The sequence below is a fragment of the Arthrobacter sp. NPDC080086 genome, assembly GCF_040702285.1.
Map to the genome: position 1 here is coordinate 1 of NZ_JBFBKP010000065.1, position 24,157 is coordinate 24,157.

28 protein-coding genes are annotated in these 24,157 nt (G+C 70.6%); 8 read left to right on the forward strand and 20 right to left on the reverse strand.

Translation table 11 applies throughout. The annotated features are described in order from the left end of the window. The 4 genes from AB0305_RS17745 to AB0305_RS17760 form a co-directional block, all read right to left on the reverse strand. A partial coding sequence (locus AB0305_RS17745) for a biotin/lipoyl-containing protein (RefSeq protein WP_366173534.1) occupies nucleotides 1-414 on the reverse strand: 414 nt, incomplete at its 3' end. An 11-nt stretch (nucleotides 415-425) separates the two neighbouring features. Further along, on the reverse strand, nucleotides 426-1,406 hold the full coding sequence (locus AB0305_RS17750; protein ID WP_364138290.1) for an alpha-ketoacid dehydrogenase subunit beta: 981 nt from the start codon (nucleotides 1,404-1,406) through the stop codon (nucleotides 426-428). Beyond that, the gene (gene pdhA / locus AB0305_RS17755) at nucleotides 1,403-2,641 is read right to left on the reverse strand and encodes a pyruvate dehydrogenase (acetyl-transferring) E1 component subunit alpha (protein ID WP_364138287.1); all 1,239 of its coding nucleotides are present in this window, start codon (nucleotides 2,639-2,641) and stop codon (nucleotides 1,403-1,405) included. Before pdhA ends, AB0305_RS17750 begins: the two co-directional genes overlap by 4 nt. Nucleotides 2,642-2,787: 146 nt before the next feature. Then, nucleotides 2,788-3,906, reverse strand: coding sequence for a histidinol-phosphate transaminase (locus tag AB0305_RS17760; RefSeq protein ID WP_364138284.1), 1,119 nt, complete (start codon nucleotides 3,904-3,906; stop codon nucleotides 2,788-2,790). Nucleotides 3,907-3,965: 59 nt separating this feature from the next. On the opposite strand from AB0305_RS17760, the gene AB0305_RS17765 reads away from it, so the two are divergent. Then, nucleotides 3,966-4,391 (forward strand): phage holin family protein, encoded by a 426-nt coding sequence (locus tag AB0305_RS17765; protein ID WP_290257213.1) that lies wholly within the window; start codon nucleotides 3,966-3,968, stop codon nucleotides 4,389-4,391. On the opposite strand, the gene AB0305_RS17770 is transcribed toward AB0305_RS17765, so the two are convergent. Further along, nucleotides 4,336-5,784, reverse strand: a complete 1,449-nt coding sequence (locus tag AB0305_RS17770; RefSeq protein WP_364138281.1) for a hypothetical protein — start codon at nucleotides 5,782-5,784, stop codon at nucleotides 4,336-4,338. The two genes, AB0305_RS17765 and AB0305_RS17770, sit on opposite strands and share 56 nt — an antisense overlap. 14 nt (nucleotides 5,785-5,798) lie before the next feature. Beyond that, entirely contained in the window at nucleotides 5,799-6,098 is a 300-nt protein-coding gene (locus tag AB0305_RS17775) for a hypothetical protein (protein WP_364138278.1), read from the reverse strand. A 233-nt stretch (nucleotides 6,099-6,331) separates the two neighbouring features. Between AB0305_RS17775 and purB the strand changes: the two genes are divergently transcribed. From purB to AB0305_RS17795, 4 genes are all read left to right on the forward strand, one after another. After that, complete coding sequence (gene purB / locus AB0305_RS17780) at nucleotides 6,332-7,783, forward strand: adenylosuccinate lyase (protein ID WP_364138275.1); 1,452 nt, start codon at nucleotides 6,332-6,334, stop codon at nucleotides 7,781-7,783. 109 nt (nucleotides 7,784-7,892) lie between these two features. Further along, nucleotides 7,893-8,780, forward strand: coding sequence for an endonuclease/exonuclease/phosphatase family protein (locus AB0305_RS17785; protein ID WP_364138272.1), 888 nt, complete (start codon nucleotides 7,893-7,895; stop codon nucleotides 8,778-8,780). A 42-nt stretch (nucleotides 8,781-8,822) separates the two neighbouring features. Next, the gene (locus AB0305_RS17790; RefSeq protein WP_290257208.1) at nucleotides 8,823-9,521 is read left to right on the forward strand and encodes a histidine phosphatase family protein; all 699 of its coding nucleotides are present in this window, start codon (nucleotides 8,823-8,825) and stop codon (nucleotides 9,519-9,521) included. Between the two features lie 142 nt (nucleotides 9,522-9,663). After that, nucleotides 9,664-10,167, forward strand: coding sequence for a GNAT family N-acetyltransferase (locus AB0305_RS17795; RefSeq protein WP_290257207.1), 504 nt, complete (start codon nucleotides 9,664-9,666; stop codon nucleotides 10,165-10,167). 25 nt (nucleotides 10,168-10,192) lie between these two features. Here the strand turns inward: AB0305_RS17795 and AB0305_RS17800 are convergent, their stop codons facing one another. From AB0305_RS17800 to AB0305_RS17815, 4 genes are all read right to left on the reverse strand, one after another. Beyond that, a complete protein-coding gene (locus tag AB0305_RS17800; RefSeq protein ID WP_290257206.1) occupies nucleotides 10,193-10,585 on the reverse strand; it encodes a nuclear transport factor 2 family protein in 393 nt (130 codons plus the stop codon). A 116-nt stretch (nucleotides 10,586-10,701) separates the two neighbouring features. Next, on the reverse strand, nucleotides 10,702-11,889 hold the full coding sequence (locus AB0305_RS17805; protein ID WP_364138268.1) for a 4-hydroxybenzoate 3-monooxygenase: 1,188 nt from the start codon (nucleotides 11,887-11,889) through the stop codon (nucleotides 10,702-10,704). Nucleotides 11,890-11,992: 103 nt separating this feature from the next. Then, nucleotides 11,993-12,769 (reverse strand): IclR family transcriptional regulator, encoded by a 777-nt coding sequence (locus tag AB0305_RS17810; RefSeq protein ID WP_364138265.1) that lies wholly within the window; start codon nucleotides 12,767-12,769, stop codon nucleotides 11,993-11,995. A gap of 30 nt (nucleotides 12,770-12,799) precedes the next feature. After that, nucleotides 12,800-13,828, reverse strand: coding sequence for an FUSC family protein (locus AB0305_RS17815; RefSeq protein ID WP_364138458.1), 1,029 nt, complete (start codon nucleotides 13,826-13,828; stop codon nucleotides 12,800-12,802). A gap of 251 nt (nucleotides 13,829-14,079) precedes the next feature. Between AB0305_RS17815 and mscL the strand changes: the two genes are divergently transcribed. Then, nucleotides 14,080-14,523, forward strand: a complete 444-nt coding sequence (gene mscL, locus AB0305_RS17820; RefSeq protein ID WP_364138262.1) for a large conductance mechanosensitive channel protein MscL — start codon at nucleotides 14,080-14,082, stop codon at nucleotides 14,521-14,523. Nucleotides 14,524-14,540: 17 nt separating this feature from the next. On the opposite strand, the gene AB0305_RS17825 is transcribed toward mscL, so the two are convergent. Further along, entirely contained in the window at nucleotides 14,541-15,536 is a 996-nt protein-coding gene (locus tag AB0305_RS17825) for a diacylglycerol kinase family protein (RefSeq protein WP_364138259.1), read from the reverse strand. 213 nt (nucleotides 15,537-15,749) lie between these two features. On the opposite strand from AB0305_RS17825, the gene AB0305_RS17830 reads away from it, so the two are divergent. Then, nucleotides 15,750-15,968 (forward strand): hypothetical protein, encoded by a 219-nt coding sequence (locus AB0305_RS17830; protein ID WP_364138256.1) that lies wholly within the window; start codon nucleotides 15,750-15,752, stop codon nucleotides 15,966-15,968. 124 nt (nucleotides 15,969-16,092) lie between these two features. After that, nucleotides 16,093-16,719 (forward strand): hypothetical protein, encoded by a 627-nt coding sequence (locus AB0305_RS17835; RefSeq protein ID WP_364138253.1) that lies wholly within the window; start codon nucleotides 16,093-16,095, stop codon nucleotides 16,717-16,719. 43 nt (nucleotides 16,720-16,762) lie between these two features. Here the strand turns inward: AB0305_RS17835 and AB0305_RS17840 are convergent, their stop codons facing one another. The 9 genes from AB0305_RS17840 to pcaH form a co-directional block, all read right to left on the reverse strand. Further along, nucleotides 16,763-17,584: an IclR family transcriptional regulator C-terminal domain-containing protein gene (locus AB0305_RS17840; RefSeq protein WP_290257199.1), complete on the reverse strand. Its 822-nt coding sequence runs from the start codon at nucleotides 17,582-17,584 to the stop codon at nucleotides 16,763-16,765. Nucleotides 17,585-17,609: 25 nt separating this feature from the next. Further along, nucleotides 17,610-18,296 carry a 3-oxoacid CoA-transferase subunit B gene (locus AB0305_RS17845; RefSeq protein WP_290257198.1) on the reverse strand — a complete coding sequence of 229 codons (687 nt, stop codon included), beginning with the start codon at nucleotides 18,294-18,296 and terminating at the stop codon, nucleotides 17,610-17,612. A gap of 1 nt (nucleotide 18,297) precedes the next feature. Further along, nucleotides 18,298-18,957 carry a 3-oxoacid CoA-transferase subunit A gene (locus AB0305_RS17850; protein WP_364138250.1) on the reverse strand — a complete coding sequence of 220 codons (660 nt, stop codon included), beginning with the start codon at nucleotides 18,955-18,957 and terminating at the stop codon, nucleotides 18,298-18,300. A gap of 3 nt (nucleotides 18,958-18,960) precedes the next feature. Beyond that, a complete protein-coding gene (locus AB0305_RS17855) occupies nucleotides 18,961-20,184 on the reverse strand; it encodes a thiolase family protein (protein WP_364138247.1) in 1,224 nt (407 codons plus the stop codon). Continuing rightward, the gene (gene pcaC / locus AB0305_RS17860) at nucleotides 20,177-20,620 is read right to left on the reverse strand and encodes a 4-carboxymuconolactone decarboxylase (RefSeq protein WP_364138245.1); all 444 of its coding nucleotides are present in this window, start codon (nucleotides 20,618-20,620) and stop codon (nucleotides 20,177-20,179) included. The genes AB0305_RS17855 and pcaC overlap by 8 nt, the downstream gene beginning before the upstream one ends. Then, nucleotides 20,617-21,435 carry an alpha/beta fold hydrolase gene (locus AB0305_RS17865; protein ID WP_364138242.1) on the reverse strand — a complete coding sequence of 273 codons (819 nt, stop codon included), beginning with the start codon at nucleotides 21,433-21,435 and terminating at the stop codon, nucleotides 20,617-20,619. The genes pcaC and AB0305_RS17865 overlap by 4 nt, the downstream gene beginning before the upstream one ends. Beyond that, nucleotides 21,428-22,861 carry a lyase family protein gene (locus AB0305_RS17870; protein ID WP_364138239.1) on the reverse strand — a complete coding sequence of 478 codons (1,434 nt, stop codon included), beginning with the start codon at nucleotides 22,859-22,861 and terminating at the stop codon, nucleotides 21,428-21,430. Before AB0305_RS17870 ends, AB0305_RS17865 begins: the two co-directional genes overlap by 8 nt. Beyond that, nucleotides 22,858-23,442: a protocatechuate 3,4-dioxygenase subunit alpha gene (gene pcaG, locus AB0305_RS17875; RefSeq protein ID WP_364138236.1), complete on the reverse strand. Its 585-nt coding sequence runs from the start codon at nucleotides 23,440-23,442 to the stop codon at nucleotides 22,858-22,860. The genes AB0305_RS17870 and pcaG overlap by 4 nt, the downstream gene beginning before the upstream one ends. Further along, nucleotides 23,435-24,157: protocatechuate 3,4-dioxygenase subunit beta (pcaH, locus tag AB0305_RS17880; RefSeq protein WP_366173543.1), on the reverse strand; the 723-nt coding region annotated here is incomplete at its 5' end. The genes pcaH and pcaG, both read right to left, overlap by 8 nt.

A 24,157-nucleotide genomic window follows, 5' to 3' on the forward strand; every position in this document is an offset into this window, starting at 1 on the left:
GGAGCCAACCAGCGGGCCGCCGGCGGGGCGGCCGTCGGCTTCTGCGGCGGGCTCGGCGTCGCCGCCCGGGGTGAGCGTGCCATACATCGGAGCCGGTTCCGGTGCCTCCGGCGCCTGTGTAAGGTCGGGGGCGGGCGCCGCGGAAGCCGCCGGGGCGGGTGCCGTGGGGGCGCCGGCGTCGGCCACGCTGATGATGGGGGTGCCGACGTCGACCGTCACGCCCTCGGCGACCAGCAACTCCGCAACCGTCCCGGCGTACGGCGACGGGAGTTCGACGATTGACTTGGCGGTCTCGATCTCGCAGAGGATGTCGTTGACGGCCACCGTGTCGCCGGCCTTGACCTTCCAGGAGACGATTTCAGCCTCGGTCAGGCCCTCGCCGACGTCCGGGAGGTTGAACTTGTTTACGGTCATGGTGCTCCCCGTCAGTAGGCGAGGGCGCGTTCGAGCGCCTCAAGAATGCGGTCGATGTCCGGCAGGTAATCTTCCTCGACCTTGGCCACCGGGTAGGGCATGTGGAAGCCGCCGACGCGCAGCACCGGGGCCTCCAGGGAGTGGAAGGCCCGCTCGCTGACGCGCGCCGCGATCTCGCCGCCGATGCCGCCGAAGGTGGGGGCCTCGTGTGTGATGATCAGCCTGCCGGTCTTCTTCACGGACGCGGTGACGGTGTCGAAGTCGATCGGTGAGATGGAGCGCAGGTCGATCACCTCGACGCTGTGCCCGTCCTCGGCCGCGGCGTTGGCGGCGGCGAGGGCCACGGGCACCAGCGGGCCGTAGGCAACCACCGTGGCGTCGGTTCCCTCGCGCAGCACATGGGCGGCAAACGGGTCGGCGGAGCGGCCCGGGGCGGCGGTGTCGACGTCGCCCTTGAGCCAGTAGCGGCGCTTCGGCTCGAAGACGATCACCGGGTCCTGGCAATCGACGGCCTGCTGGATCATCCAGTAGGCGTCGTGCGGGTTGGACGGGGTGATGATCCGGATCCCGGCGGTGTGTGCGAACAGTGCCTCGGGAGACTCGGAGTGGTGCTCGATCGAGCCGATGCCGCCGCCGTAGGGGATGCGGATGACCACGGGGACCGTGAGGTTGCCGTTGCTGCGCGAGTGCATCTTGGCCAGCTGGGTGGTGATCTGGTTGAAGCCCGGGAAGACGAAGCCGTCGAACTGGATCTCGCAGACGGGCCGGAAGCCGCTGAGGGCCAGGCCGATCGCGGTGCCGATGATGCCGGATTCGGCCAGCGGGGTGTCGACGACGCGGTCGGCGCCAAACTCGCCGATCAGGCCGTCGGTGACCCGGTAGACGCCGCCCAGGGGTCCGATGTCCTCGCCCATGAGCAGGGTGCGCGGGTTGCCGGCCAGGGTGGCGCGCAGGCCCTCGTTGATGGCCTTGGCAATGGTCATGGTGGTCATCGGCTGGCTGCCCCGTCTGTCGCTGTGCCCTGGGTCCCGGAGTCCTCGGCCTCCGCCGCCTCATCGGCGAAGCCGGCGCTGTAGTCCTCGAACCACGCCAGTTCCTCGGCCACCAGGGGGTGGGCCTCGGCGTAGGTGTTCGCGAAGGCCTGCCGGATGTCCGGGGTCTCCAGGTCGTGGGTGGTCTTGCGGACGTAGGCGGCGAGCTCGTCGCCGTCGGCCTTGACCTGCTCAAAGAAGGCGTCGTCCGCGAGGCCCTCGGCCCGCAGGTACTTCTCGAGCCGCTCCAGCGGATCCTTGGCCCGCCACTGCGCCTCTTCCTCCGAGCCGCGGTACTTGGTGGGGTCATCCGCCGTGGTGTGGGCGCCCACCCGGTAGGTGAAGGCCTCGATCAGCACCGGGCTCTCGCCCCGCCGGGCCCGGTCCAGGGCCCATTCGGTCACGGCGTGCACCGCGATGACGTCGTTCCCGTCCACCCGGATGCCCGGGAAGCCGTAGCCCTTGGCGCGGTTGGAGAGCGGAATCCGGGTCTGCACCGTGGTGGGGACCGAGATGGCCCAGTGGTTGTTCTGGCAGAAGAAGACAACGGGGGCGTTGAACGAGGACGCGAAGACCATCGACTCGTGGACGTCACCCTCGGAGCTGGCGCCGTCGCCGAAGTAGACCATGACGGCGGCCTTCTCCCCGGTCGGGGCCAGCTTCTGCTCGCGCTGGATGCCCATGGCGTAGCCGACGGCGTGCGGCGTCTGGGCTGCCAGGACCAGCGTGTACAGGTGGAAGTTGGTGTCCTTGGGGTTCCAGCCGCCGTTGGACACCCCGCGGAACTGCCGCAGCAGCTCGGCCAGGTCCACGTTCCGCGTCAGGGCGACGCCGTGTTCCCGGTAGGTGGGGAAGATGTAGTCCTGCGGCTGGCTGGCCCGGCCCGAGCCGATCTGCGCGGCTTCCTGGCCGGTCAGCGGCACCCAGAGGGCCAGCTGGCCCTGGCGCTGCAGTGCGGTGGCCTCGACGTCGAACCGGCGGATCTTGGCCATGTCCGCGTAGAAGCCCCTCAGCTTCCCGGGGTCCAGGCGGGCGGCGTACTCGGAGAACACCGGGTCAGTCCCCAGGGTCCCGTCCGGGCGCAGGAGCTGGACCATGGGGACGTCGGGGTCGCCCAGGACAGCCTCGGCCTGCGCCTCGCGGCGGTCATCCGTGTCGGTTCCGTCGAACTCGGTGGAGGGCAGTTGTGTACCCATACCGTCTCCTTGCCTGCCGCATCCGGGGCGCTGCACTCGGTGGAAGATATGCCGCACCGGGAATACATCCCGGTTCCGGCATACATGATGGCTTACTCGTCCCCACAGTACCCTCCGCGGGCGGCCGCAGGGGGTGATGTTTACCGCTAGGAACGCTGCGGGGCTTTTGTATAGTTCGCACACAGTTCGAGGAAGCGGGTGTTGGCTTCCGTCTCGCCGATGCTGACCCGCACACCCTCGTCGCCGAAGGCCCGGACGGAGAGCGCCTGTTCCCCCGCCAGTGCGGCAAATTCGCCGCTGTTGGCCCCGAGGTTCAGCCACACAAAGTTGCCCTGGGCCTCGGGAACGAACCAGCCGAGGTCCCGCAGGCCTGCCGTTACCCGGTCCCGTTCGTCGACCAGGCTTTGTACCCTTTCTACAACCTGGTGGTAGTGCAGGAGGGAGGCGACCGCGGCGTCCTCACCCAGCTGGGATACGGCGAACGGGGTGGCCGTGACGCGCAGGTGCTGGGTCAGCTCGGGCTGGGAGACGCTATAGCCAACCCGGAGGCCGGCCAGGCCGTGAGCCTTGGAGAAGGTCCGGAGCACCACCACGTTGGGGTATTTGCGGTACATCTCGATGCCGTCCACGGCATCCTCGGCCCGGACGAACTCCTGGTAGGCCTCGTCGATCACGACGACGACGTCCGCGGGCACGGAGTTGAGGAACCGCTCCGTCTCTTCGGTGGTGAGGATGGGCCCGGTGGGGTTGTTCGGGGTGCAGAGCAGGATCATCTTTGTCCGGACAGTGACGGCTGCGGCCATGGCGTCCAGGTCGTGGCGTCCGTCCGCGGTGAGCGGGATGCGGACGCTCTCGGCACCGGCGAGGCCGACGCTGATGGGGTAGGCCTCGAAGGAGCGCCAGGCGTAGATGACCTCGTCGGCCTTGCCGTCGTCGTTCTGGCCGGCGAAGGTGGCCAGCAGCTGGTTCAGGGCGCCGAGGCTGCCGGCGCCGGTGACGATGTCCTCGGCCGGGACCTCGAGGAAATCGGCGAGCGCGGCGCGGAGTTTGCTGCTGAGCGGGTCCGGGTAGCGGTTGAAGTCGGTCCGCGCCGCGATGGCCTGCTGCACTGCAGGGATCGGCGGAAGCGGGTTTTCATTGGAGGAAAGCTTGTAGCTGACCAGCCCCTCGACGGGAGCCGGCGGCTTGCCGGCGGCGTATCGGGGAAGCAGGTCCACCACCGGCCGCGGGCGAATTCCGCCGGCCAGGCTGTCAGAAGAAGTCATGCCCCCTAGCCTACGACGCCACCCTGCCCGTGCGTCCGGTGATGTGACAGCATGGGACCATGCGCTCTCTCTTTGTGCGGGTCATCGTCAATGCCCTGGCCCTCTGGGTGGCCAGCTGGATCCTGCCGGGACTGAATATCTCCACCACGGCCACCACCGGCGCCGTCGCGGACCAGGGGGTCACGCAGGGCACGGAGACCATCGGCATCATCCTGGCCTACCTGTTCATCGGCCTGATCTTCGGCTTGGTCAACGCCTTCGTCAAGCCGCTGGTCAGCCTGCTGTCACTGCCGATCACCATCCTCACCCTGGGCCTGTTCACCGTTGTGATCAACGCGGCCATGCTGTACCTGACGGCCTGGCTGAGTTCCTACACGCCGGTGCACTTCACCATCGACTCCTTCTTCTGGACCGCCGTCCTGGCCGCCATCATCGTGACCCTGGTGTCGCTGGTGGCCGGCCGGCTTCCCGGTGGCCGCCGCTGACCATACCGCCGGCGTCGGCCCTGACGCTCCCCCCTCCCGCCGGTACGGGGCGTGCCTCGCGGCGGAGCGCGAACCGGGTGACGGCCGCCGTCCCGCCCGTACCCACCACGGCCGCGAGCGCGGCGGTGGACGCCTGCAGCGACGGGTCACGGGAAGCTTCGACGGCGGCGGCGCCGGCCTCGTAGTTCCCCAGCCGGTGCCCCGGCCCCAGGCCGAAGTCCTTTGGCGCCGGGACGCTCAGGGCGTTGGTCAGGGTGGCCGTGACCCGGTCGCGGGTGTCCGCGTTCGGGGCGCCGTCGGCCCCGGGCACCCAGTCCTCCCGATGTTCCAGGTGCAGGCTGCTGATCCCCGGGGCGGGGCTGATCCCGCCGACCGGCGACCCGGCCGTCAGGACGTACTTGAGGTCGAATTCGGCCAGGAATGCCTTGTCCCGGCTGAGGTTCATGGCGTGGATGCCGCCCTGGCTGTAGCCGACGGCCACCAGCTGATCGCCCGCCTCCGCGCCGGCCTCACGCAGTGCGCACCTGATGGCGGCTGTTGTTTCGACGGAGTCATAGCCCAGCGCCTCCGCGATGCCGGCCGTGTCGAAGGGGTTGGTTCCGGCGGGAAGACCGCCCAGTTGCGTCCCCGGGACCAGCACCACCCAGGCAGGGCCGCCGGCGGCATCGACCCTGATGACCTCGATCTCACCCGGCGTCCGGTCCACGTCCTCGGTACGGCGGAGCAGTCCGGCCGGCGTCAGGTCCACGGTTTCGGTGCTGGTGCCCCCGGCGGTGGCCGAGACCGGACGGGGCTTGAGGAAGCCGAGCCCGGGCTCGTCCGTCAGCGCCCTGACCAGGCCACCGATCGAGGACGAGCCGGGAACCCCGGCGAGCGCTCCGGCCAGCGGGAGCGGCAGGCCCAGCAGCAGCGCCAGGCTCCCCGGTGAGGCGAGCCCGGTTTCGAACCGGTCGCGGACCCCGGGGAGGCCCAGAACCCCGCCGACGGATCCGTACTCGGGTCCGGCCAGGCCCATCCTCAGCAGCAGGGCGTTTCGGGCCTCGGTGAACTCGTAGTCCCGGTGGCTGGCCCGGACCTGGGCGGCGATGTGTTCCAGCTCGGCCCGGACCCTGCCGATCCCCCGGCCTGCCTCCCCCACAGCGGTGATGGCTTCACTGCCGCTGCGGTAGGCGTCCTGCTGATAGGGGAACAGGGAGCGGCGGATCCCGTCCGCCTCCGCTTCAACGGCGTAGAGGTCCCGCACCGAGGCGTCCAGGGCTGCCGCGCCGGCCAGCAGTTCTTCGAATTGGAAGGCCACGCCGCCCACCCCGCCGCGGATGCGGAGCATGCCGTCCGGGGGCGGGGCCACCGGACGCGGCACCTCGCCGGAACCTGCCGGGCTGAGTTCCGTCATCAGTACCCGTCCTCTCAAAACCCGGACCGGCCGGGGGCGAGGGCCACAAACCGGGCGTGGGCCAGCACCGCCGACGAGGCCTCGAGCAGGCCATCCCGGGCCCGTCGGAGCGAGGCCGCCTGCAGCGAGAGCGTCACCCGGTAGGCCCGCCCGGCCGGCGACTGCCAGGTCTGCAGCTCCAACCGGGCCAGCGCCGCCAGGACGGCGTCCGCCTGCCCGGCGCATCCGGCCACCCGGGCCGCGAGCCGCTGCACCTCGGCGCTGCGGGAGGCGCAGGCCGCCGCGTCCCCGGCCAGCACGGTTGTGGACGTCATCGCGCATCCCTCCTTTCTCCGGCTTAAGCCGGCTTCCTCGTGTTCTCTGCCGTGTGTTCTCTTCCTGGGGTTGCCTCCTGCACACCCCGGCCACAGAACGACGCTAGGGCCACGCACCGGGGGCGGACACGGCACGGTGAGGCTATGTGGACAACGGGCTGCGCCCCGCCCGGGCGGCTGTCATACCACCGCCCGGCTTCGGCCCCGGCGGCACTTCGTGAAAGAATCGGACCATGCCTGAAACTGCTGCCACAGCTGAGACCCGCACGCCGTCCGGACGCCTGGCCCTGGCCGCCTCCGGCACCCCCATCGCCCTGGGACCGCTGGACGGCCGCTACCAGTCCGCCGTCGCGCCTTTGGTGGACTACCTCTCTGAGGCCGCGCTCAACCGCGACCGCGTCGCCGTCGAGGTCGAATGGCTGATCCACCTGACCGGCAACAACGTCCTGCCCGGCGCCGGCCCGCTGTCCGCGGAACAGCAGCAGCAGCTGCGGGACATCGTCACCGAGTTCGACGCCGCCTCGGTGGCCGAACTCGCCGAGATCGAGGCCGTCACCGTCCACGACGTGAAGGCCGTCGAGTACTACATCGGCCGCCGCCTGCCCGGCATCGGGATCGAGCACCTGACCGCAATGGTCCACTTCGGCTGCACGTCGGAGGACATCAACAACCTCTCCTACGCGCTCGGCATCAAGGGCGCCGTCGAGGATGTCTGGCTGCCCGCCGCCCGCACGCTCGTGGCCCAGATCAGCGCCATGGCCGAGGCCAACCGCGCCGTCCCGATGCTCTCCCGCACCCACGGCCAGCCCGCCACCCCCACCACCCTGGGCAAGGAACTGGCCGTCATCGCGCACCGCCTGACCCGCCAGCTGGACCGGATCGCGCGCACCGAATACCTGGGCAAGATCAACGGCGCCACCGGTACCTACGCCGCGCACGTCGCCTCCGTCCCGGGAGCCGACTGGGAAGCCGTCGCGAAGGGCTTCGTCGAGGGCCTCGGCCTTACCTGGAACCCGCTGACCACCCAGATCGAAAGCCACGACTGGCAGGCAGAGCTGTACGCCGACGTCGCCCGCTTCAACCGGATCCTGCACAACGTCTGCACCGACATCTGGAGCTACATCTCGATCGGCTACTTCGCCCAGGTCCCCGTGGCCGGCGCGACCGGCTCCTCGACCATGCCGCACAAGGTCAACCCGATCCGCTTCGAGAACGCCGAGGCGAACCTGGAGATCTCCTCCGGCCTCCTGGACGTGCTCGGCTCCACCCTGGTGACCTCCCGCTGGCAGCGCGACCTCACCGATTCCTCCTCGCAGCGGAACATCGGCGTCGCCTTCGGCCACTCGCTGCTGGCGATCTCCAACGTCGCCAAGGGCCTGGACCGCCTGGACGTGGCAGAGAACGTGCTGGCCGCGGACCTGGACACCAACTGGGAGGTCCTCGGCGAGGCCATCCAGATGGTCATGCGTGCCGAGGCAATCGCTGGCGTGCCGGGCATGGAAAACCCCTACGAGCGGCTGAAGGACCTGACCCGCGGCCAGCGGGTGGACGCCGCCCGGATGCAGGAGTTCGTCCAGGGCCTGGGCCTCTCCGCCGAGGCGGAATCACGCCTGCTGGCGCTCACGCCGGGCCGCTACACCGGCATCGCGGACAGGCTGGTCGATCACCTGGCGGACGGCCGCTAGGTCATTCACGTCGAATTAACCTTCCGGCACATCCGCGTTTACGCCGCCGTCGAGGACCGGCCAGTCGTATCGTGGATTCTGGGACTGTAACCGACACGAGGAGACTCCCTTGCCGAGCGACATAGCGTCGACCGCACGGACCGTTCTGACCGACCCGGACCCCCTGGCGACGGACGCCCCCGAATCTCCGGGGGCGGACGACGCCGCGTTGAGCCTGATGAGCTTCAACATCCGTTGCGATACCAACCACACCCTCCCCGGCCAGGCCGACTACTGGCCTGAGCGGGCACCTGCCCTGCAGGCCGTGCTCGCCGAGGAACTCCCGGACGTCCTGGGCATCCAGGAGGGCCTCGGGCACCAGCTGGCGGTGATCGAAGAGGCGCTGCCGGACCACTACCGGATGATCGGCCAGGGCCGCGACGGCGGCAGCCGTGGTGAGTACTCCTGCATCTTCTACAACTCCCGGCGCCTGCTGCTGCAGGCCTGGGACCAGTTCTGGCTCTCGGACACCCCTGACGTCGCGGGATCCGCCACCTGGGGTAACGACACCACCCGGATCGCCACCTGGGGCCGGTTCGAGGACAGCAGCACCGGCCGGGAGCTGATGGTCCTCAACACGCACTTCGACCACGAGTCGGAGAACGCCCAGCTGCGCAGCGCCGAGGCCATCATCGACCACACGGCCCGCTTCGAACCCGGGCTGCCCACCGTGGTGATGGGCGACTTCAACGCCCGCGCCGGCGCCTCCGGGGCATACTCCACCCTGGTGGACGGCGGCCCGTTCCGGGACTCCTGGCTGGTCGCCAAGCGGCACCTCACCCCGGCGTACGGCACCTTCCCGAACTACAAGGACCCGGTGGTGGGCGAGAGCCGGATCGACTGGATCGCCGTCACCCCCGGCATCCAGGTGGCCGACGCGGCGGTCAACACCTTCCGCCTCGACGACCGCTACCCCAGCGACCACGCCCCGATCCAGGCCACCGTCCTCATCCCCTGACGCCCGGCTCCCCTCGCAGGGTGCGGCGGTAAAATTCGGGCTATGAGGCTCCTCCTGATCAGGCACGGCCAGACGCCGGGCAACGTGCTCGGCCAGCTCGACACGGCGCATCCCGGCCCCGGCCTGACCGAGCTGGGCGAACGGCAGGCGGAGGCCCTGGCCCGTTCCCTGGCGCGGCTGGAAATCAGCCGGCTCTACGCCTCCACTCTGATCCGGACCCAGCTGACCGCCGCCCCGCTGGCCGGCCGCCGCGGACTCGATGTCACGGTCCTGGACGGGCTGCACGAAATCGAGGCGGGCGCGCTGGAGAAGCTCACCGATCGGGAGTCCCACCTGCGCTACCTCGGCACGGTGTTCGGGTGGGCCGCGGGCGAGCTGGACCGGCGGATGCCTACCGGTCCCAGCGGCCACGACTTCTTGGCCCGGTTCGACGACGCCGTCGACCGGATCGCGGCGGCAGCTGCCGGGCCCCGGGGCGGGGCGTCCCCGGGGAGCACGGACGACGGCGGCACGGTCGCCGTCGTCAGCCACGGCGCGGCAATCCGGGTCTGGACCGCCCTGCGCGCGGAGAACGTCGACGCCGGGTTCGCGGCCCGGCACGTCCTGGCCAACACCGGCATCGTGGCCCTGGAGGGCGGCCCCGCGGACGGCTGGCGGATGGTCCACTGGGACGGCAGCCCCGTGGGCGGCCTGGCCCTGGCCGACCCGACGGCGGAGGACCCGGCCGGCGGACCCGCCTGAGGTCCGTTCGGCCTCCACGGCCTCCACGCCCTCCGCGCCGTCACCGCCCCAAGTTCTCCCATCCCTTACCTGCGGGAAACACCGTGGAAACCACCGCTTCCTAGCCTTGGACTGCATAACCCTTCGGTGAAACGAGGCAACGATGCAGACCAACCCGCGGCTTCACATCCGGCAGGTGCCCTGGGCCAACCCCGTGGGCGCAGACCTCCGGGCCGCCCAGCAGGCCGAACTGGACGCACGCTTCGGCCGCCCGGACCACGAGCCGGGCCCGGTACCCTCCGAGTCGGACTCGGCGGTGTTCCTGGTCGCCTATGACAAGGGCTCGGGCCAGCCGGTGGGCTGCGGCGGGCTGCGCCTCCTGGACTCCCGGACCGCCGAGATCAAGCGCCTCTACGTCCTGCCGTACACCCGCGGTTCGGGGGTGGCGAGCTCCATCCTGGCGGCACTGGAGGGGCACGCCCACGCCCTGGGCATCACCAGGCTGACGGCGGAGGCGGGCTCGGTACAGACCGACGGGCGGCAGTTCTACGCCAACTCCGGGTTCGCCCCGGTGCCGAACTTTGGGCCGTACATCGGCGTGGATCACTCCTTCTGCTACGAGAAGACCATCGATTCCCACAGCGCGGCCCACACCGCGATGGCCTGAGGGACACGAGGGCGGGGATGTTCGGTCAGGCCCAGAAATCGTCCGCCGTGGCGGTGTTCTCGAAGTACTCCCTGCCCTCCGCGACCTTCCCGTCCCGGACCACGAAGACGATGACCGAGCCCATGTCCAGGGTTTTGCCGTTACCCTCCGCAACGGTCCGCTGGATCGCTACCGTGTGTTCCTCGCCGCCAACGATGTCCTGGACCTTGGCGTGGAAGTTGCCCTGCGTGCGGGCACCCAGTTCGCCGAAATAGGCGAGAATTGCGTCGCGGCCCTGCTTGGTTCCCGAGAGCACGCCGCTTCCGGCCACGTGCCACACTGCGTCCTCGGCGAAGATTTCGCTGAGTGTCGCCATATCCCCTGAGTTGAAGGCCTCGTACCCCCGTCGGACCAGTTCAACATTGTCTGCGCTTCCCATGATGGACACCTCTCCGTCGTCCTCGTCGGGTCATGGTGGGATGGTTTAAGGCTAGTCCCGTCGCAAGGGAGTGTCGATGGAAGAATGAGTGGCTGACCGCTCCCCGGAGCGCCGCCCTACCGCGCCGACGGCCAGCCGGTGTAGGCCTCGGCGAGGTAGGCGCGGCCGTGCCGGGAGGACACCACGGAGTTCAGCTCGCCCAGCTGCCGGGCCCGGGCGAAGTAGTCCGCACCCTCGGGGGTGTGCAGCATGGAGGTCATCCAGTAGGAGAAGTGCTGGGCCTTCCACACCCGGTCCAGGGCGCGGCTGCTGTAGCGGTCCAGGAGAGCCTCCGACCCGGTCTTGTAGTAGCTGTCCAGTCCCTCGAACAGCACCCGGACGTCAGCGATGGCGAGGTTGAGGCCCTTCGCCCCGGTGGGCGGCACCGTGTGGGCGGCATCCCCGGCCAGGAACAGCTTCTTGTGGCGCATCGGGGCCTGCACGAAGCTGCGGAACTTCAGCACCGTCTTGTCCAGCACAGGACCTTCCTTGAGCTCGAAACCGTTGCCGTTCACCCGGCTGCGGAAGGTCTCCCAGATCCGCTCATCGCTCCAGTTGTTGACGTCCTCGCCCGGATCGCATTGGAAGTACATCCGCTGCACCGTCTCGGTGCGCTGGCTGATCAGCGCGAAGCCGTTCTCCGAGTTGGCGTAGATCAGCTCCTCCGAGCTACGCGGCGCCTCGGCCAGGATGCCGAACCAGGCGAACGGGTACTCGTGGAAGTACCACTTTCGGTACGCCTCCGGGATCTGTCCGCGGCAAAGGCTGCGGGAGCCGTCGGCGCCGACGATGAACTCCGCCCGGAGCGCCACCTCGGTGCCGTCGGCGTCGGTGAACCAGACCCGGGGGTCGCCGTCGAGGTCGTGGATGGCCGTGTCCGTGACTCCGTAGCGCACGTCTCCGCCGTCGGCCTCGCGGCGGGCGGCGAGGTCCTTGAAGACATCGGTCTGGGGGTAGAGCCACACCGATTCCCCGACCAGGTCCTGGAAGTCGATGCGGTGGCTCTCGCCGTTGAAGCGCAGCTCGATCCCGTCGTGCCGGTCCCCGTCGGTGAGCACCCGGTCCGAGACGCCGCTGTCCACCAACAGGTTGACCGTGCCGTGCTCCAGGATACCGGCGCGGACGGTCTCGGCGATCTCCTGCCTGCTGCGCAGCTCCACCACGGTGGACTCGATCCCCTCCCTCGCCAAAAGGTGGGAGAGCATCAGGCCGGCGGGGCCGCCGCCGACGATGGCCACCTGCGTGCGGACGACGTGCCGTGCCATGGGTTCCTCGCTTCATTGCGGGGTCCGGGCGGGCCCGGGGCGGGCGCGGCGCACGGACCGGATCATCACTGCCTCCCAGTGTGCCGCACGGGCGTGACCGGCGTTACACCTGTTCCGTTGAATGGATCGAGGATGCGCGGGTCTCCCCCAGCCGCCGCCCGATGCCCCGCGCGGCGGTCTGCAGCGCGGGCACCAGCGCCTGGAGCCGCATCTCCCGCACGGGAACCACGACGCCGAGCGCGGCCACCGCGCGCTTGCGGGCGTCCCGGACCGGCACCGCGATGCCCCACGTGTCCGGATCCACCACGCCGGAGAGTTCGGCGTAGCCCTGGGCGGCGGCCTGGGCCAGCAGCGCGCGGAGCTCGGCCACGCCCACTTTCCCGGCGGGATCGGCGAAGTCGCGCAGGTACGCCGCCTGGCGGGCGGGCGGCTGGTGGGCCATCAGCACCAGCCCGGCCGAGGAGAGGTGCACGGGCATTCGGCCGGCCACCTTGGCCCGGTTCGCCACCGAGCCGCGCCGGGAGAGTCGTTCGACGAAGAGGGCCTCCGCACCGTCCAGCACCGCCAGGTTCACGTTCTGGTTCAGCACCTGCTGAATGTCCTCCATGAACGGCATCGCCGCCTGCCGCAGGGCCAGGGTGGGCGAGTTCCGGTTTACCAGTTCCCAAAGCCGCAGCCCCAGCCGGACCGACCCGCCGGCACCGAGTTCCAGCAGCCCGTGCCCGGCCAGCTGCCGGACCAGGCGGTGCGCGGTGCTCAGCGGCAGCCCGGCGCGGGCGGCGAGTTCGGAGAGCTGCAGCGCATCCGAACCCTCCGGGATGGCCTCCAGCAGGCGCACCACGCGGTCCACCACCGAATCACCCGATTCGGAATTGGCCATGCCCCACGCTCCCGCCGTCGACGTTTCCTGCTAGCGACCAGTCTTCCACTGCCGCCACAGGGCGGGCGCCAGGACGACGGCAACGCCCACCACGGCACCGATTACGGTCTCGAAGAGCCGGTCCCGGAGCAGCACGCCGGCCGGAACGGGCGCCACCAGGAGGGTGGAGATCAGGGCCAGCGGCGTGACGAAGAGCTGGGCCACCAGGTACTGGCGGGCGATGAACATCTCCGCGCCGTACTGGCAGGCGGCGATCACCAGCACCGTCAGCCAGGGTTCGGGCTGCAGCAGCAAGATCGCCGCGAGCAGCGCCAGGCCCAGGGCCGTGCCCAGTATGCGCTGCAGGCCGCGGCTGATCCGGTGCCGGGTGGTGTGGCCCACCAGGGGCACGACGGCGGCCACCATGGCCCAGTAGTTGTGGCCGATGCCAAGGCGCTGGCCGATCACCGTGGCCAGGATCCCGGACAGGCCCGCGGCCACGAGGTAACCGACGGCCTCCTGCCACGCCGCACGACGCTCCGGCCCGGTCAGGCGGACGGGGGCGGACCAGCTCCACGGCCGCCGCAGGCCGGGAACCACGCGGGAGGACATGCCCACCAGGAGCGAGAACGCGACCGTCAGCACCGCCACCAGCATGCCCTGCCAGAGCGGCGGCTGGTGCGGGACGGAGGCGATCGCCGCGAACGCGAAGATGTGAAACAGGGATCCCGCCGGGCGGAGACGCCACAGGGAGACGATGAGCGAGCAGGCGCCGGCCACCAGGGTGGTCGCCGCGACCTGCAGCCAGATCCGCCCGGCCGGCGTGAACGCGGGCAGCGCGCCGGCGTGCGCGGTCAGGGCAGCCAGCAGGATCACGGCGAGCATCAGCGTTCCCGCGCGCAGCTGCAGCACCAGCCGCCGGCCGTGCGGCTCGTTACGTCCGTAGATCCCGGCGAAGGCGCCGAAGGAGGCGAAGATGGCCAGGTCCAGCCGCTGCAGCAGCACCAGGGTGATCAACGGGACGAAGACGCCGACGGCGCAGCGGAGCGCGGGGTGGTGGTCCTTGTTGGCCGGGCCCATGCTGAAGAACACGGCGAAGAAGTCGGCGAACGGTGCGCGGCGGTCCGCGGCGGATGAGGGATGCACGGGGTGTGAGGGGCCTTCCTTTGCCATTCAGTGAACGACGGCGGCACTGGCATCCCTGACGAGCTTACGCCCGGAAGGTCCCCGCCGCCGCCTCAATTTCCGATCAACGGAAGACCCGGAGGGTGCTTGCGGTGGTAGCGTCGAGCGGTTGAAACACCCGTACGGCAGCATTCCCGGAGGACCCCATGCTCAAAGGATTCAAGGACTTCATCCTGCGCGGCAACGTGATCGAACTGTCGATCGCCGTCGTCGTCGGTACAGCGTTTACCGCCCTGGTGACCGCCTTCACCACCAACATCATCAACCCGATCATCGCGGCCGCGGGCGGCGTGCAGGCCCAGGGCCTCGGCTTCCACATCTGGCCGGGCAACGAGAAGACGTTCGTCAACGTTGGCGCGGTGCTGACCGCGTTCGTCACCTTCCTGATCACCGCCGCGGTGGTGTACTTCATCTTCGTGGCGCCGATGAACCGGATCAACAGGATGGTCAAGAACCGGCTCGCGACGGCGGAGCCGGAGGAGAAGCCGCTCCCGGCGGACACGGCCCTGCTGGCCGAGATCCGGGACCTGCTGACGGTGGTGGCCGGGACGTCCCGCGACTCCCGGGACGTCCCGGCCGATCACCGCTAGCGGCCAGGCGCCTCTCGCTAGGCCTGCGCGGCCTTCGTCATCCGGATGGTCAGGGCCTCGTGCTCGACTGCCACGCTCAGGTGCTTGGCCTTGCCGATGTGGTCGCCGTCGAGCTGGAATTCCTGCTCCTGGTCGAGGCTGATTTCCGCGGTCTTGCCGACGAAGTACTCCACGGCCTTGTTCTTGTCGTTCTTGCGGCCGAACATGCCGGCCAGCACACTGAACCAGCCGAGCCGGCCCTGCGGGGCGAGGATCAGGACGTCCAGGATGCCGTCGTCGATCTTGGCGTCCGGGAAGACCTCGATGCCGCCGGTGATCTTGCCGCAGTTGCCCACCATGACGCTGCGGATGCGGCGCCGGACCGGCTGCTGTCCGTCGACGCTGATCCGGGCGCGGACCGGCTTGCCGGGCAGGTGCCGGATGCCGGCCTCGACGTAGGCCAGCCAGCCCACCCGGTCCTTGAGCTCGTCGACGGTGTTGGCCATGATGGCCGCGTCGTATCCCAGTCCGGCCATGACCAGGAACAGCTGCTCGTCCCCGCCGTGGTCCAGCCGCGCCTTGACGACGTCGACCTTGATGTCGGAACCGGCCAGGACGTCCCGGCTGGCCGCGACCGGGTCGGTGATGTCGACCCCGATGTTGCGGGCCAGCAGGTTGCCCGTGCCCATCGGCACCAGGCCCATCGGGGTGCCGGTGCCGGCGAGGACCTCGGCGACGCACCGGACGGTGCCGTCCCCGCCCGCGGCGATGACAACGTCGACGCCGGCCTCCAGGGCCTCACGCGCCTGGCCCAGGCCGGTGTCCTCGGCGGTGGTCTCGAGCCAGAGAGGCTCGGCCCAGCCCTCCGACTCGCAGAGGTCATAGAAGGCGGTCTTGAAGTCCTCGCCGGAGGATTTCATCGGGTTGATGACGACGGCGGCGCGGCGGGTCGTCGAGGCGTCCCCTGCCGGGCTGGTCTGTGCGGAATGCTCCGGGGCCGGGGTGGCCTGGGTCGCGGCATTGTTCTGTGGCATGTCGTCCTTCGGGCAGCGTGGCGGGATGGCTCCCGCAGTGAAATCCTATCCGCGCCGCCCCGCTATCCCGCACAGCGGGGGCGCGGAATCGTGGACGCACCGCTCGGATGGTCAGTACACTGACCGTGTTCAAGGACTGAAGCGTGCCGGCCTGGCCGGATGCCGCCCCGGAACCTCCGGGGCGTGTGCGCTTCGGACGCGGAAGGCGGCCACATGACCGAACACCAGGACCATCACACGGCGGAAGCCGAAGCCTCCAGCAGGGATCCCCACGACTGGGGCCGGGCCATGGCGCTGGCGCTGACCCGGCTGGCCGAACAACTCGATCCCGAGGGCGGCGAGGACATGCACACCACCCTGGTGAACCGGCCGCTGCAGCTGCAGATCCGTGACGACGACGAGGGCGTCACCATCACCGTCTCCACCGCGTAACCGGGCCCCGGCCCGGCGACGGGGAAACAATCCGCCGGGAATCCGTATTTTGTCCAAGGTATGTGCCAGACTGGGCGGGATTTAGCGGCCCGATGTGGCCGGAAGACTCATCTCATTTGGGGGAATGATGACCGAGCGCGCGGATTCCGACGCACACGAACACTCACTGACGAACCTCGGGGCGGAGCCCCGCTACGGCCAGCGATGGCCCGACGGCGCGCCGTGGCCGGATTCGGCGGACCGCCGGCACACGCTGCTGCCGGCCCTGCCGCTGCCCCGCCCGCGGACCGAGACGCTGGAGCACGCCGTGCGCGGCACCGTCTTCGCCCTGGCGGTGGTCCCGGCCGGCGTCGTGCTGTGGCTGGCTCTCTGGAAGCTCGGCTGGATGGCCTCGCTGGTGTCGTTCGTGACGGCGGCCGGCGCCGCACGGCTCTATCTGGCCGGCAGCACCGGTGGCCGGGGCGGCTCCGTGACCCGGCGCGGGGCCTGGGTGGTGCTGGGCGTGACCGCGCTGACCATGCTCCTGGCGTTCTTCGGCAGCATCTGGCTGGATGTGGCCGAATATATCGGCGACCAGCCCTTCGGACTGCTCTTCGAACCGGGAGCCTGGGACCTGCTGGGCTACAACCTCACGAGCAATCCGCCGCTGGTGCAGGACCTCAAGGGCGAATTCCTGATGATGCTGCTGTTCAGCGCGCTGGGCTCCTTCTTCACGCTGCGGCAGCTCTTCGCCCGGTCCCGCCGGGTCTAGAACCCCTCGCCCGGCGACTCAGTCCGCGCGCCAAGCCCGCGGCTCAGCTCTTCGCGGAGAGGTCCGCCGAGATGAGTTCGGCGGTGGCGACGGCGGCCTCGCGGACCGAGTCGAGGTACGCTGCGGGGTCCGGGCGGGCCGCGACGGCCTGGGCCTGCAGGGACACGTTGATCGCCGCCACCACCTTCGGCCCGTCGTGGATCGGCGCGGCCACGGACATCAGCCCGAGTTCCAGTTCCTGGTCCAGCAGGCACCAGCCCTGGGCGCGGACCGTGGCGAGTTCGGCCTCCAGCCCGGCGCGGTCGGCGATGGTGTGCGGTGTCAGCGGTCGCAGATCCGCGGTGTCCAGGTAGCGCGCCAGCTCCTCCGGCGGGAGGGCGGCCAGCAGCACCCGGCCCATCGAGGTGGCATAGGCGGGGAACCGGGTGCCCACGGTGATGCCGACGGTCATGATCCGGCGCGTCGCCACCCGGGCGACGTAACTGATGTCCTGGCCCTCCAGCACCGCGGCGGAGGTTGATTCGCCGAGCGCCAGGGAGAGCTCCTCCAGGTGCGGCTGGGCGATCTGCGGCAGGGACAGCCCGGAGAGGTACGCGTAGCCGAGCTGCAGCACCTTGGCCGTGAGCGCGAAGTCCTTGCCATCGGTGCGGACGTAGCCCAGCTCCACCAGGGTGTGCAGGAAGCGCCGGGCCGTGGCGCGGGTCAGATCCGTCCGCGCGGCCACCTCGCTGAGCGTCATCTGCGGGTGCTCGGCGTCGAAGGAGCGGATGACGGCCAGGCCGCGGGCCAGCGACTGGACGTACTGGTCGCTCGCGGCGGGCGCCTCCGTGGCACCGGCCGGGGACGGGTTCGGCTTTTGAGTCACCGCCCTACCCTATCTGCGCGGCCCGTCATTCCGGCCCGGCCGCGGTCAGCGGCACGGGCACCACGGCCTGCAGGTCCGCCAGGGTGCAGCCGAACGTCTCCCGCACCGTGACGCCGTCGGGCCCGATGAGGAAGACGGCCTTGTCCGTGTAGACGCGGGTGACGCAGCCGATTCCGGTGAGCGGGTAGGTGCAGGTTTCCACCAGTTTGGAGACGCCGTCGCGGGTCAGCAGGGTCATCATCACGAAGACGTCCTTGGCGCCGGTGGCCAGGTCCATGGCCCCGCCCACGGCCGGGATCGCGTCCGGGGCGCCGGTGTGCCAGTTCGCCAGGTCCCCGGTCCCGGAGACCTGGAAGGCGCCGAGGACGCAGATGTCCAGGTGGCCGCCGCGCATGATCGCGAAGGAGTCCGCGTGGTGGAAGTAGGAGGCGCCGGGCAGCTCGGTGACGGGGATCTTGCCGGCGTTGATCAGATCGCCGTCGATCTGGCCCCCGGTAGCCTCGGGTCCCATGCCGAGCATGCCGTTCTCCGTGTGAAGGGTGACGTTCTGTTCCGGCTCGAGGTAGTTGGAGACCAGGGTGGGCTGGCCGATGCCCAGGTTGACGAACGAGCCGGGGGCGATGTCCCGGGCCACCAGGCGGGCCAGCTCGTCCCGGCCCAGGGGCTCTTCGGAGCGCCGGAGACTCTCCTGGCGCTCGGACTGCGTGCTCATCTCAGGCCACCTTCACAATGCTGTTGACGTAGATTCCGGGCGTGATGACGTTTTCCGGGTCGAGGCTGCCGGTGGGGACGACGTCGGAGACCTGGACGATGGTGTGCTTGGCAGCCGCGGCCATGATGGGACCGAAGTTCCGGGCGGTCTTGCGGTAGACCAGGTTGCCCTTGCCGTCGGCGGTGAGCGCCTTGATCAGGGCGACGTCGGCGTGGATGGGCGTCTCGAAGACCTGCCATTTGCCGTCCAGGAACCGGGTTTCCTTGCCCTCGGCGAGCATGGTGCCGTAGCCGGTGGGGGTGAAGAAGCCGCCGATTCCGGCCCCGGCCGCCCGGATCCGTTCGGCCAGGTTGCCCTGCGGGACAAGCTCCAGTTCGATCTCCCCGGCCCGGTACTTCTCGTCGAAGTGCCAGGAGTCGGACTGGCGGGGGAAGGAGCAGATCATCTTCCGCACCCGGCCCTCCTTGATCAGCAGCGCCAGGCCCTGATCCGCCTGGCCGGCGTTGTTGTTCACCACCGTGAGGCCGGTGGCGCCGCCGTCGAGCAGGGCGTCGATGAGTTCGAAGGGCTGGCCGGCGTTGCCGAAACCGCCGATCATCACCGTGGACCCGTCCCGGATACCGGCGACGGCCTCGGCCACCGTGTCTACGAAGTTCAGCATGGCTCAGGCCTTTCCCTTGCTGGCGCCGGCGGTGACGTTTTCGAGGACGACGGCGAGGCCCTGCCCGACGCCGATGCAGATCGCGGCGACGCCCCAGCGTTCTCCGGACGCCTGCAGGGAGCGGGCCAGGGTGCCCAGCAGCCGGCCGCCGGAGGCGCCCAGCGGGTGGCCCATGGCGATCGCCCCGCCGTGCCGGTTCACAATCGCGGGATCGATGCCCCAGCCGTTGATGCAGGCCAGGGACTGCGCGGCGAAGGCCTCATTGAGTTCGACGGCGCCCACCTGGTCCCAGCCGATCCCTGCCTTCGCGAGGGCCTTGTTGGCCGCCTCGACGGGGGCGTAGCCAAAGTACTGAGGGTCGTTGGCGTGCGCGCCGCGGCCGGCGATCCGGGCCAGCGGGTCCAGGCCGAGCAGCCCGGCGGCGGCCTCGCTGCCCAGCCACGCCGCCGAAGCGCCGTCGGAGAGCGGGGAGGCGTTTCCGGCCGTGATGGTCCCGCCGTCGGGCCCGTCGGCCTCGGCGCGGAAGACGGTCTTCAACCCGGCGAGCTTCTCCGCGCTGGAACCGGGGCGGATGCCCTCGTCCCGCGTCAGGTCCGTGCCCGGCACGGCGGCGACGAGGGAGTCGTAGAAGCCCTCGTCCCAGGCCGCGGCGGCCAGGTTGTGCGAGGCGGCCGAGAACTCGTCCTGTGCCTGCCGCGTGACGCCGAACTTCTCGCGGAGCCGCTCGGTGGCCTCGCCGAGGGAGATGGACCAGTCCGGGCGCATCCGTTTGTTCACCAGGCGCCAGCCCAGGGTGGTGGACACCAGGGCCATGTCCCCGGCCGGGTAGGGCTTTTCGGTCTTGGGCAGAACCCACGGCGCCCGGGACATCGACTCGACGCCGCCGGTGAGTACCAGGTCGGCGTCGCCGGTGGCGATCTGCCGGGAGGCGATGATCGCCGCGTCCAGCGAGGACCCGCAGAGCCGGTTGACCGTGGTCCCCGGGACGCCGACCGGAAGCCCTGCCAGCAGGGTGCCCATCCGGGCGACGTTGCGGTTTTCCTCGCCGGCGCCGTTGGCGTTGCCGAAGACCACCTCGTCGATCCGCTCCGGGTCCAGGCCGGGGGCCCGGCGGACGGCCTCGCCGATCACGTGCGCGGCCAGGTCATCCGGGCGTACGCCGGCCAGGCCGCCGCCGAATTTGCCGAACGGGGTCCGTACGGCGTCGTACAGAAAAGCCTCAGTCATGGTTCTTGTCCACTTCGGTCTCGTCGATGGTGCGGAACACCTGCTGGGCGGTCTTGAAGGCGGTGTTGGCCGACGGGACCCCGCAGTAGATGGCCGTCTGCAGCAGGATCTCCTTGATCTCGTCCCGGGTCAGGCCGTTGGTCAGGGCGGCCCGGATGTGCATGGCCAGCTCCTCCCAGTGCCCGTGCGCCACCATCGCGGTGATGGTCACGGCGGAGCGCATCTGCCGGCTGATGCCCGGCCGGGTCCAGATGCCACCCCAGGCGATCCGGGTGATCATGTCCTGGAAGTCCTCGGTGAAGTCGTCCTTGGCGGCGTTGGCCCGGTCTACATGCGCGTCGCCGAGCACCTCGCGGCGGACCTTCATGCCGCCGTCGTAGATCTCGCGGCTGGTGGCCTCCGGCTGGACGACGCCGTGACGGTCCGGGCCGCTCACTGTCCCGTCCCGTTCGACTCGGCCCAGGTGATGAGGGTGCGCAGCAGTTCGGCGACGTGCCCGGGGGCCTCGAAGGGTGCCAGGTGGGCGACGCCGGCCAGGGTGGCGGCGTTCGCGGTGCCACCGCCGGCGGTGATGCCGTCCACGATTTCCTTCGCGAGCGACGGCGGTGCCACCTCGTCCAACTCCCCGGCGAGGGCCTGGGTGGGGACGGTGATGCTGCCGAGTTCGGCGCGGACGTCGTAGCCGGCCAGGGCCTCACAGCAGAACGCGTAGCTGAACCGGTCGGCATCCCTGAGCGTGTGCAGCAGGCGGCTGCTGCGCTCGGGTTCGTGCTCCAAGAAGCCGGGCGCGAACCAGCGCTGGGCGGAGCCCTCGATCATCACCGGGGTGCCCTGGTTCCGGACGGTCTCCGCGCGCTCCAGCCAGCCCTCGGGGGTGCCGATCCTGGCGCCGCTGCACTGCACGGAGAGGCTCTTGAGCCTGCCGCCGTGTTTGATGCCCAGCTGCAGCCCCACGGCCCCGCCGAGGGAGACGCCGGCGTAGTGGAAGCGTGCGCCCGGGGAGATCGAATCGACGAGCTCGACGACGGCGTCGGCCAGTTCGGCCACGGTAAAGGGTTCCGTCGCGGCCGGGGAGACCCCGTGGCCGGGCAGGTCCCAGGCAACGACGTCGAATGCGTTGCCGAGGAGGCCCCCGGCCTGGCTCCAGAGCAGGGTGGAGGTCCCCAGGGAGGGCCCCACCACCACCAGGGGCCGGTCGCCGAGTTCGCGTTGCGGCGAGAGCAGGACGGCCTTGAGGGTTGGCTTAGTCATCGGAAACACCTTTCTGGAGGGCCGGGTCAGCGAAGCCGGGCCGGGCGTCGAGCAGCCGGCGGATGATCCCGCCGGACTGGCCGAGGTAGTTCGCGGGGTCGAGCAGCTCCTCGAGCCGTTCGTCGGTGAGGGCGTCGGCGGGGACGGCCTCCCGCAGCAGCGAGCGGTAGGTGGCGCCCCGCTCGGCGGCGGGCGCCTGCAGGGTGCGGTCCACTACCTCCTGCAGCCGGGCGCGGCCGCCGTCCCCCAGCAGGGGCGCGACGGCGGCGCCGACGGCCTCGGAGAGCAGCAGCGGCCCGAAGAGGTCCAGGTTGCGGCGCATGGCGTCCGGGTGCACCTGCAGCCCGGCGGTGAGCTCGCGCAGCTGGCCGGCGGCGCCGAGGGCGAGCCGGAGCAGGGAGCGCAGCGCGGGCCATTCGGCGTGCCAGGCGCCGTCGGCACGTTCGTCGTTGAAGCTGGCGGCGGCAAGGTGCAGCTGGGCCGCCAGCGCGGGGGCCTGCAGCGCGGCGCTGCGGACCAGGACCGAGAGGACCGGGTTCTGCTTGTGCGGCATCGCCGAGGAGCCGCCGCGTCCGGGGGCTACGGGTTCGGACAGCTCGGCGACCTCGGGCCGGCTGAGGAACAGCACGTCCCCGGCGATTTTGCCGGCCGCGTCCGTGACCGCGGTGAGGGCGTCGCCCAGTGCCGTGACGGCGAGGCGGTTGGTGTGCCAGGGTGCAGCGACCGGGTCCAGGCCGAGGCTGGCGGCGAGCCGGTCGGAGAGCTCGAACGGGGTGCTGGCGGGGCCGGCCAGTGCGGTGCCGGCGGCCAGGGTGCCGGCGGCGCCGCCGGTCTGCACCGGAAACTCCAGGCTCTCCAGGCGGGCCGCGGCGTCGACGAGCCCGGCGAACCACTGCGCGGCCCGGAGTCCGAAGCTGTAGGGCAGCGAGTGCTGGGTCAGGCTGCGGCCCACGCAGACGGTGTCCCGGTGGCGTTCGGCGAGCCCGGCCAGCGCCGCCGTCGATTCCCGCACCCCGGCCAGGAGTTCGGCGACGGCGTCGGAGGCCAGCAGCATCAGGGCCGAGTCCAGCACGTCCTGGCTGGTCAGGGACGCGTGCACCGCGGCGGACGCCCCGAGGCCCTCCGTGTCCAGGGTGGTGACCCGGGCCCGGAGGTCGGCCAGCAGCGGGATCACCGGGTTAGCCCCGCCCTGGGCGCGGACCGCGATCCCGGCAAGGTCGTAGTGGTCCACGTCCGCGGCCGCCGCAACGACGGCGGCAGACCCGGCGGGCGCCAGGGAAGCCTCCTCGAGGACCCCGGCCCAGGCGGCCTCGACCCGCAGGATGGCGGCGAGGACGGCGCGGTCGCCGGTCAGCGCCGTTACCCGCGGGGCGGCCGAGACCGGGCTGAGCAGGCCAAAGTCGCCGTCGGGAAGGGGAGCCGTCACGGCGCGGTGCCCTCGCCCTCGGAGCCGGCCTCGAAGTCGAGGAACACCGTCTCGCCCTCGCCCTGCAGCCGGATATCCCAACGCAGGCCGCCGTCGGCCTCGCGCCGGGCGATCAGCGTGCGGCGGCGCTCCGGGTCCAGGGTGGACAGCAGCGGGTCGCTGGCCAGGGCTTCCTCGTTCTCCGGCAGGTACACGCGGGTGAAGAGCCGGTTCATCAGGCCGCGGGCGAAGACCACCACCGAGATGAACGGCGCGGCACCCGGGGCGGTGGGGCCGGGGTTGACGGTGGTGAAGGTGAAGACGCCGGTGTTGCCGACGGCGCAGCGGCCGAAGCCGGTGAAGGTGTACCCGTCGCGGACCAGGGAGCCGGGGTGATGCGGGACGTTACCCTCGGCGTCGGCCTGCCAGATCTCCAGGATGGCGTCCGGGACCGGGTGGCCGGCGCCGTCGTAGACCGCGCCCTGCAACCGGATGCTGCCCGGGGTGGCGGGCGGCAGCAGTTCGCGGTCCTTGGCGTAGGGCAGGGCGTAGCCGTAGAACGGGCCCACCGTCTGGCCGGGCGTGGGGGTCAACTTACTCATGGTGGTCGCCTTCCGCGCCGAGGGCCTCGTTTTCGGTCCAGGTCCGCTTGGACCCGGTCAGGACGATGTCCCAGTTGTAGGCCAGCGCCCACTCGGGCTTGGTCTGGTCGTGGTTGTAGGTAGCCACCAGGCGGTCCCGGGCGTCCTGGTCCACGATCGACTGGTAGATCGGGTCGAGGGCGAAGAGCGGGTCGCCGGGGAAGTACATCTGCGTGACGATGCGCTGGGTGAACTCGTGGCCGAAGAGCGAGAAGTGGATGTGCGCGGGACGCCAGGCGTTCAGGTGGTTCTTCCACGGGTACGCGCCGGGCTTGATGGTGGTGAAGCTGTAGGAGCCGTCCGCGCCGGTGATGCAGCGGCCGACGCCGGTGAAGTTCGGGTCCAGCGGGGCCGGGTGCTGGTCCCGCTTGTGGATGTAGCGGCCGGAGGAGTTGGCCTGCCAGATCTCCACCAGCTGGCCGGCGACCGGGCGGCCGTCGCCGTCGAGGACCCTGCCGGAGACGATGATCCGTTCACCCAGGGGCTCGCCGTTGTGCTGGATGGTCAGGTCCGACTCCAGCGCGTGCACGTCCATGTGCCCGAACGCCGGTGAGTACAGCTCGATGGTCTCCGGGTCCGCGTGGTGCAGGCTCTTCGTGGGGTGCCGGAGGATGCTGCTGCGGTACGGCGGGTAGTCCAGCCGCGGCTGGATTTCCGCGGTGGCGCCGTTGGCGCG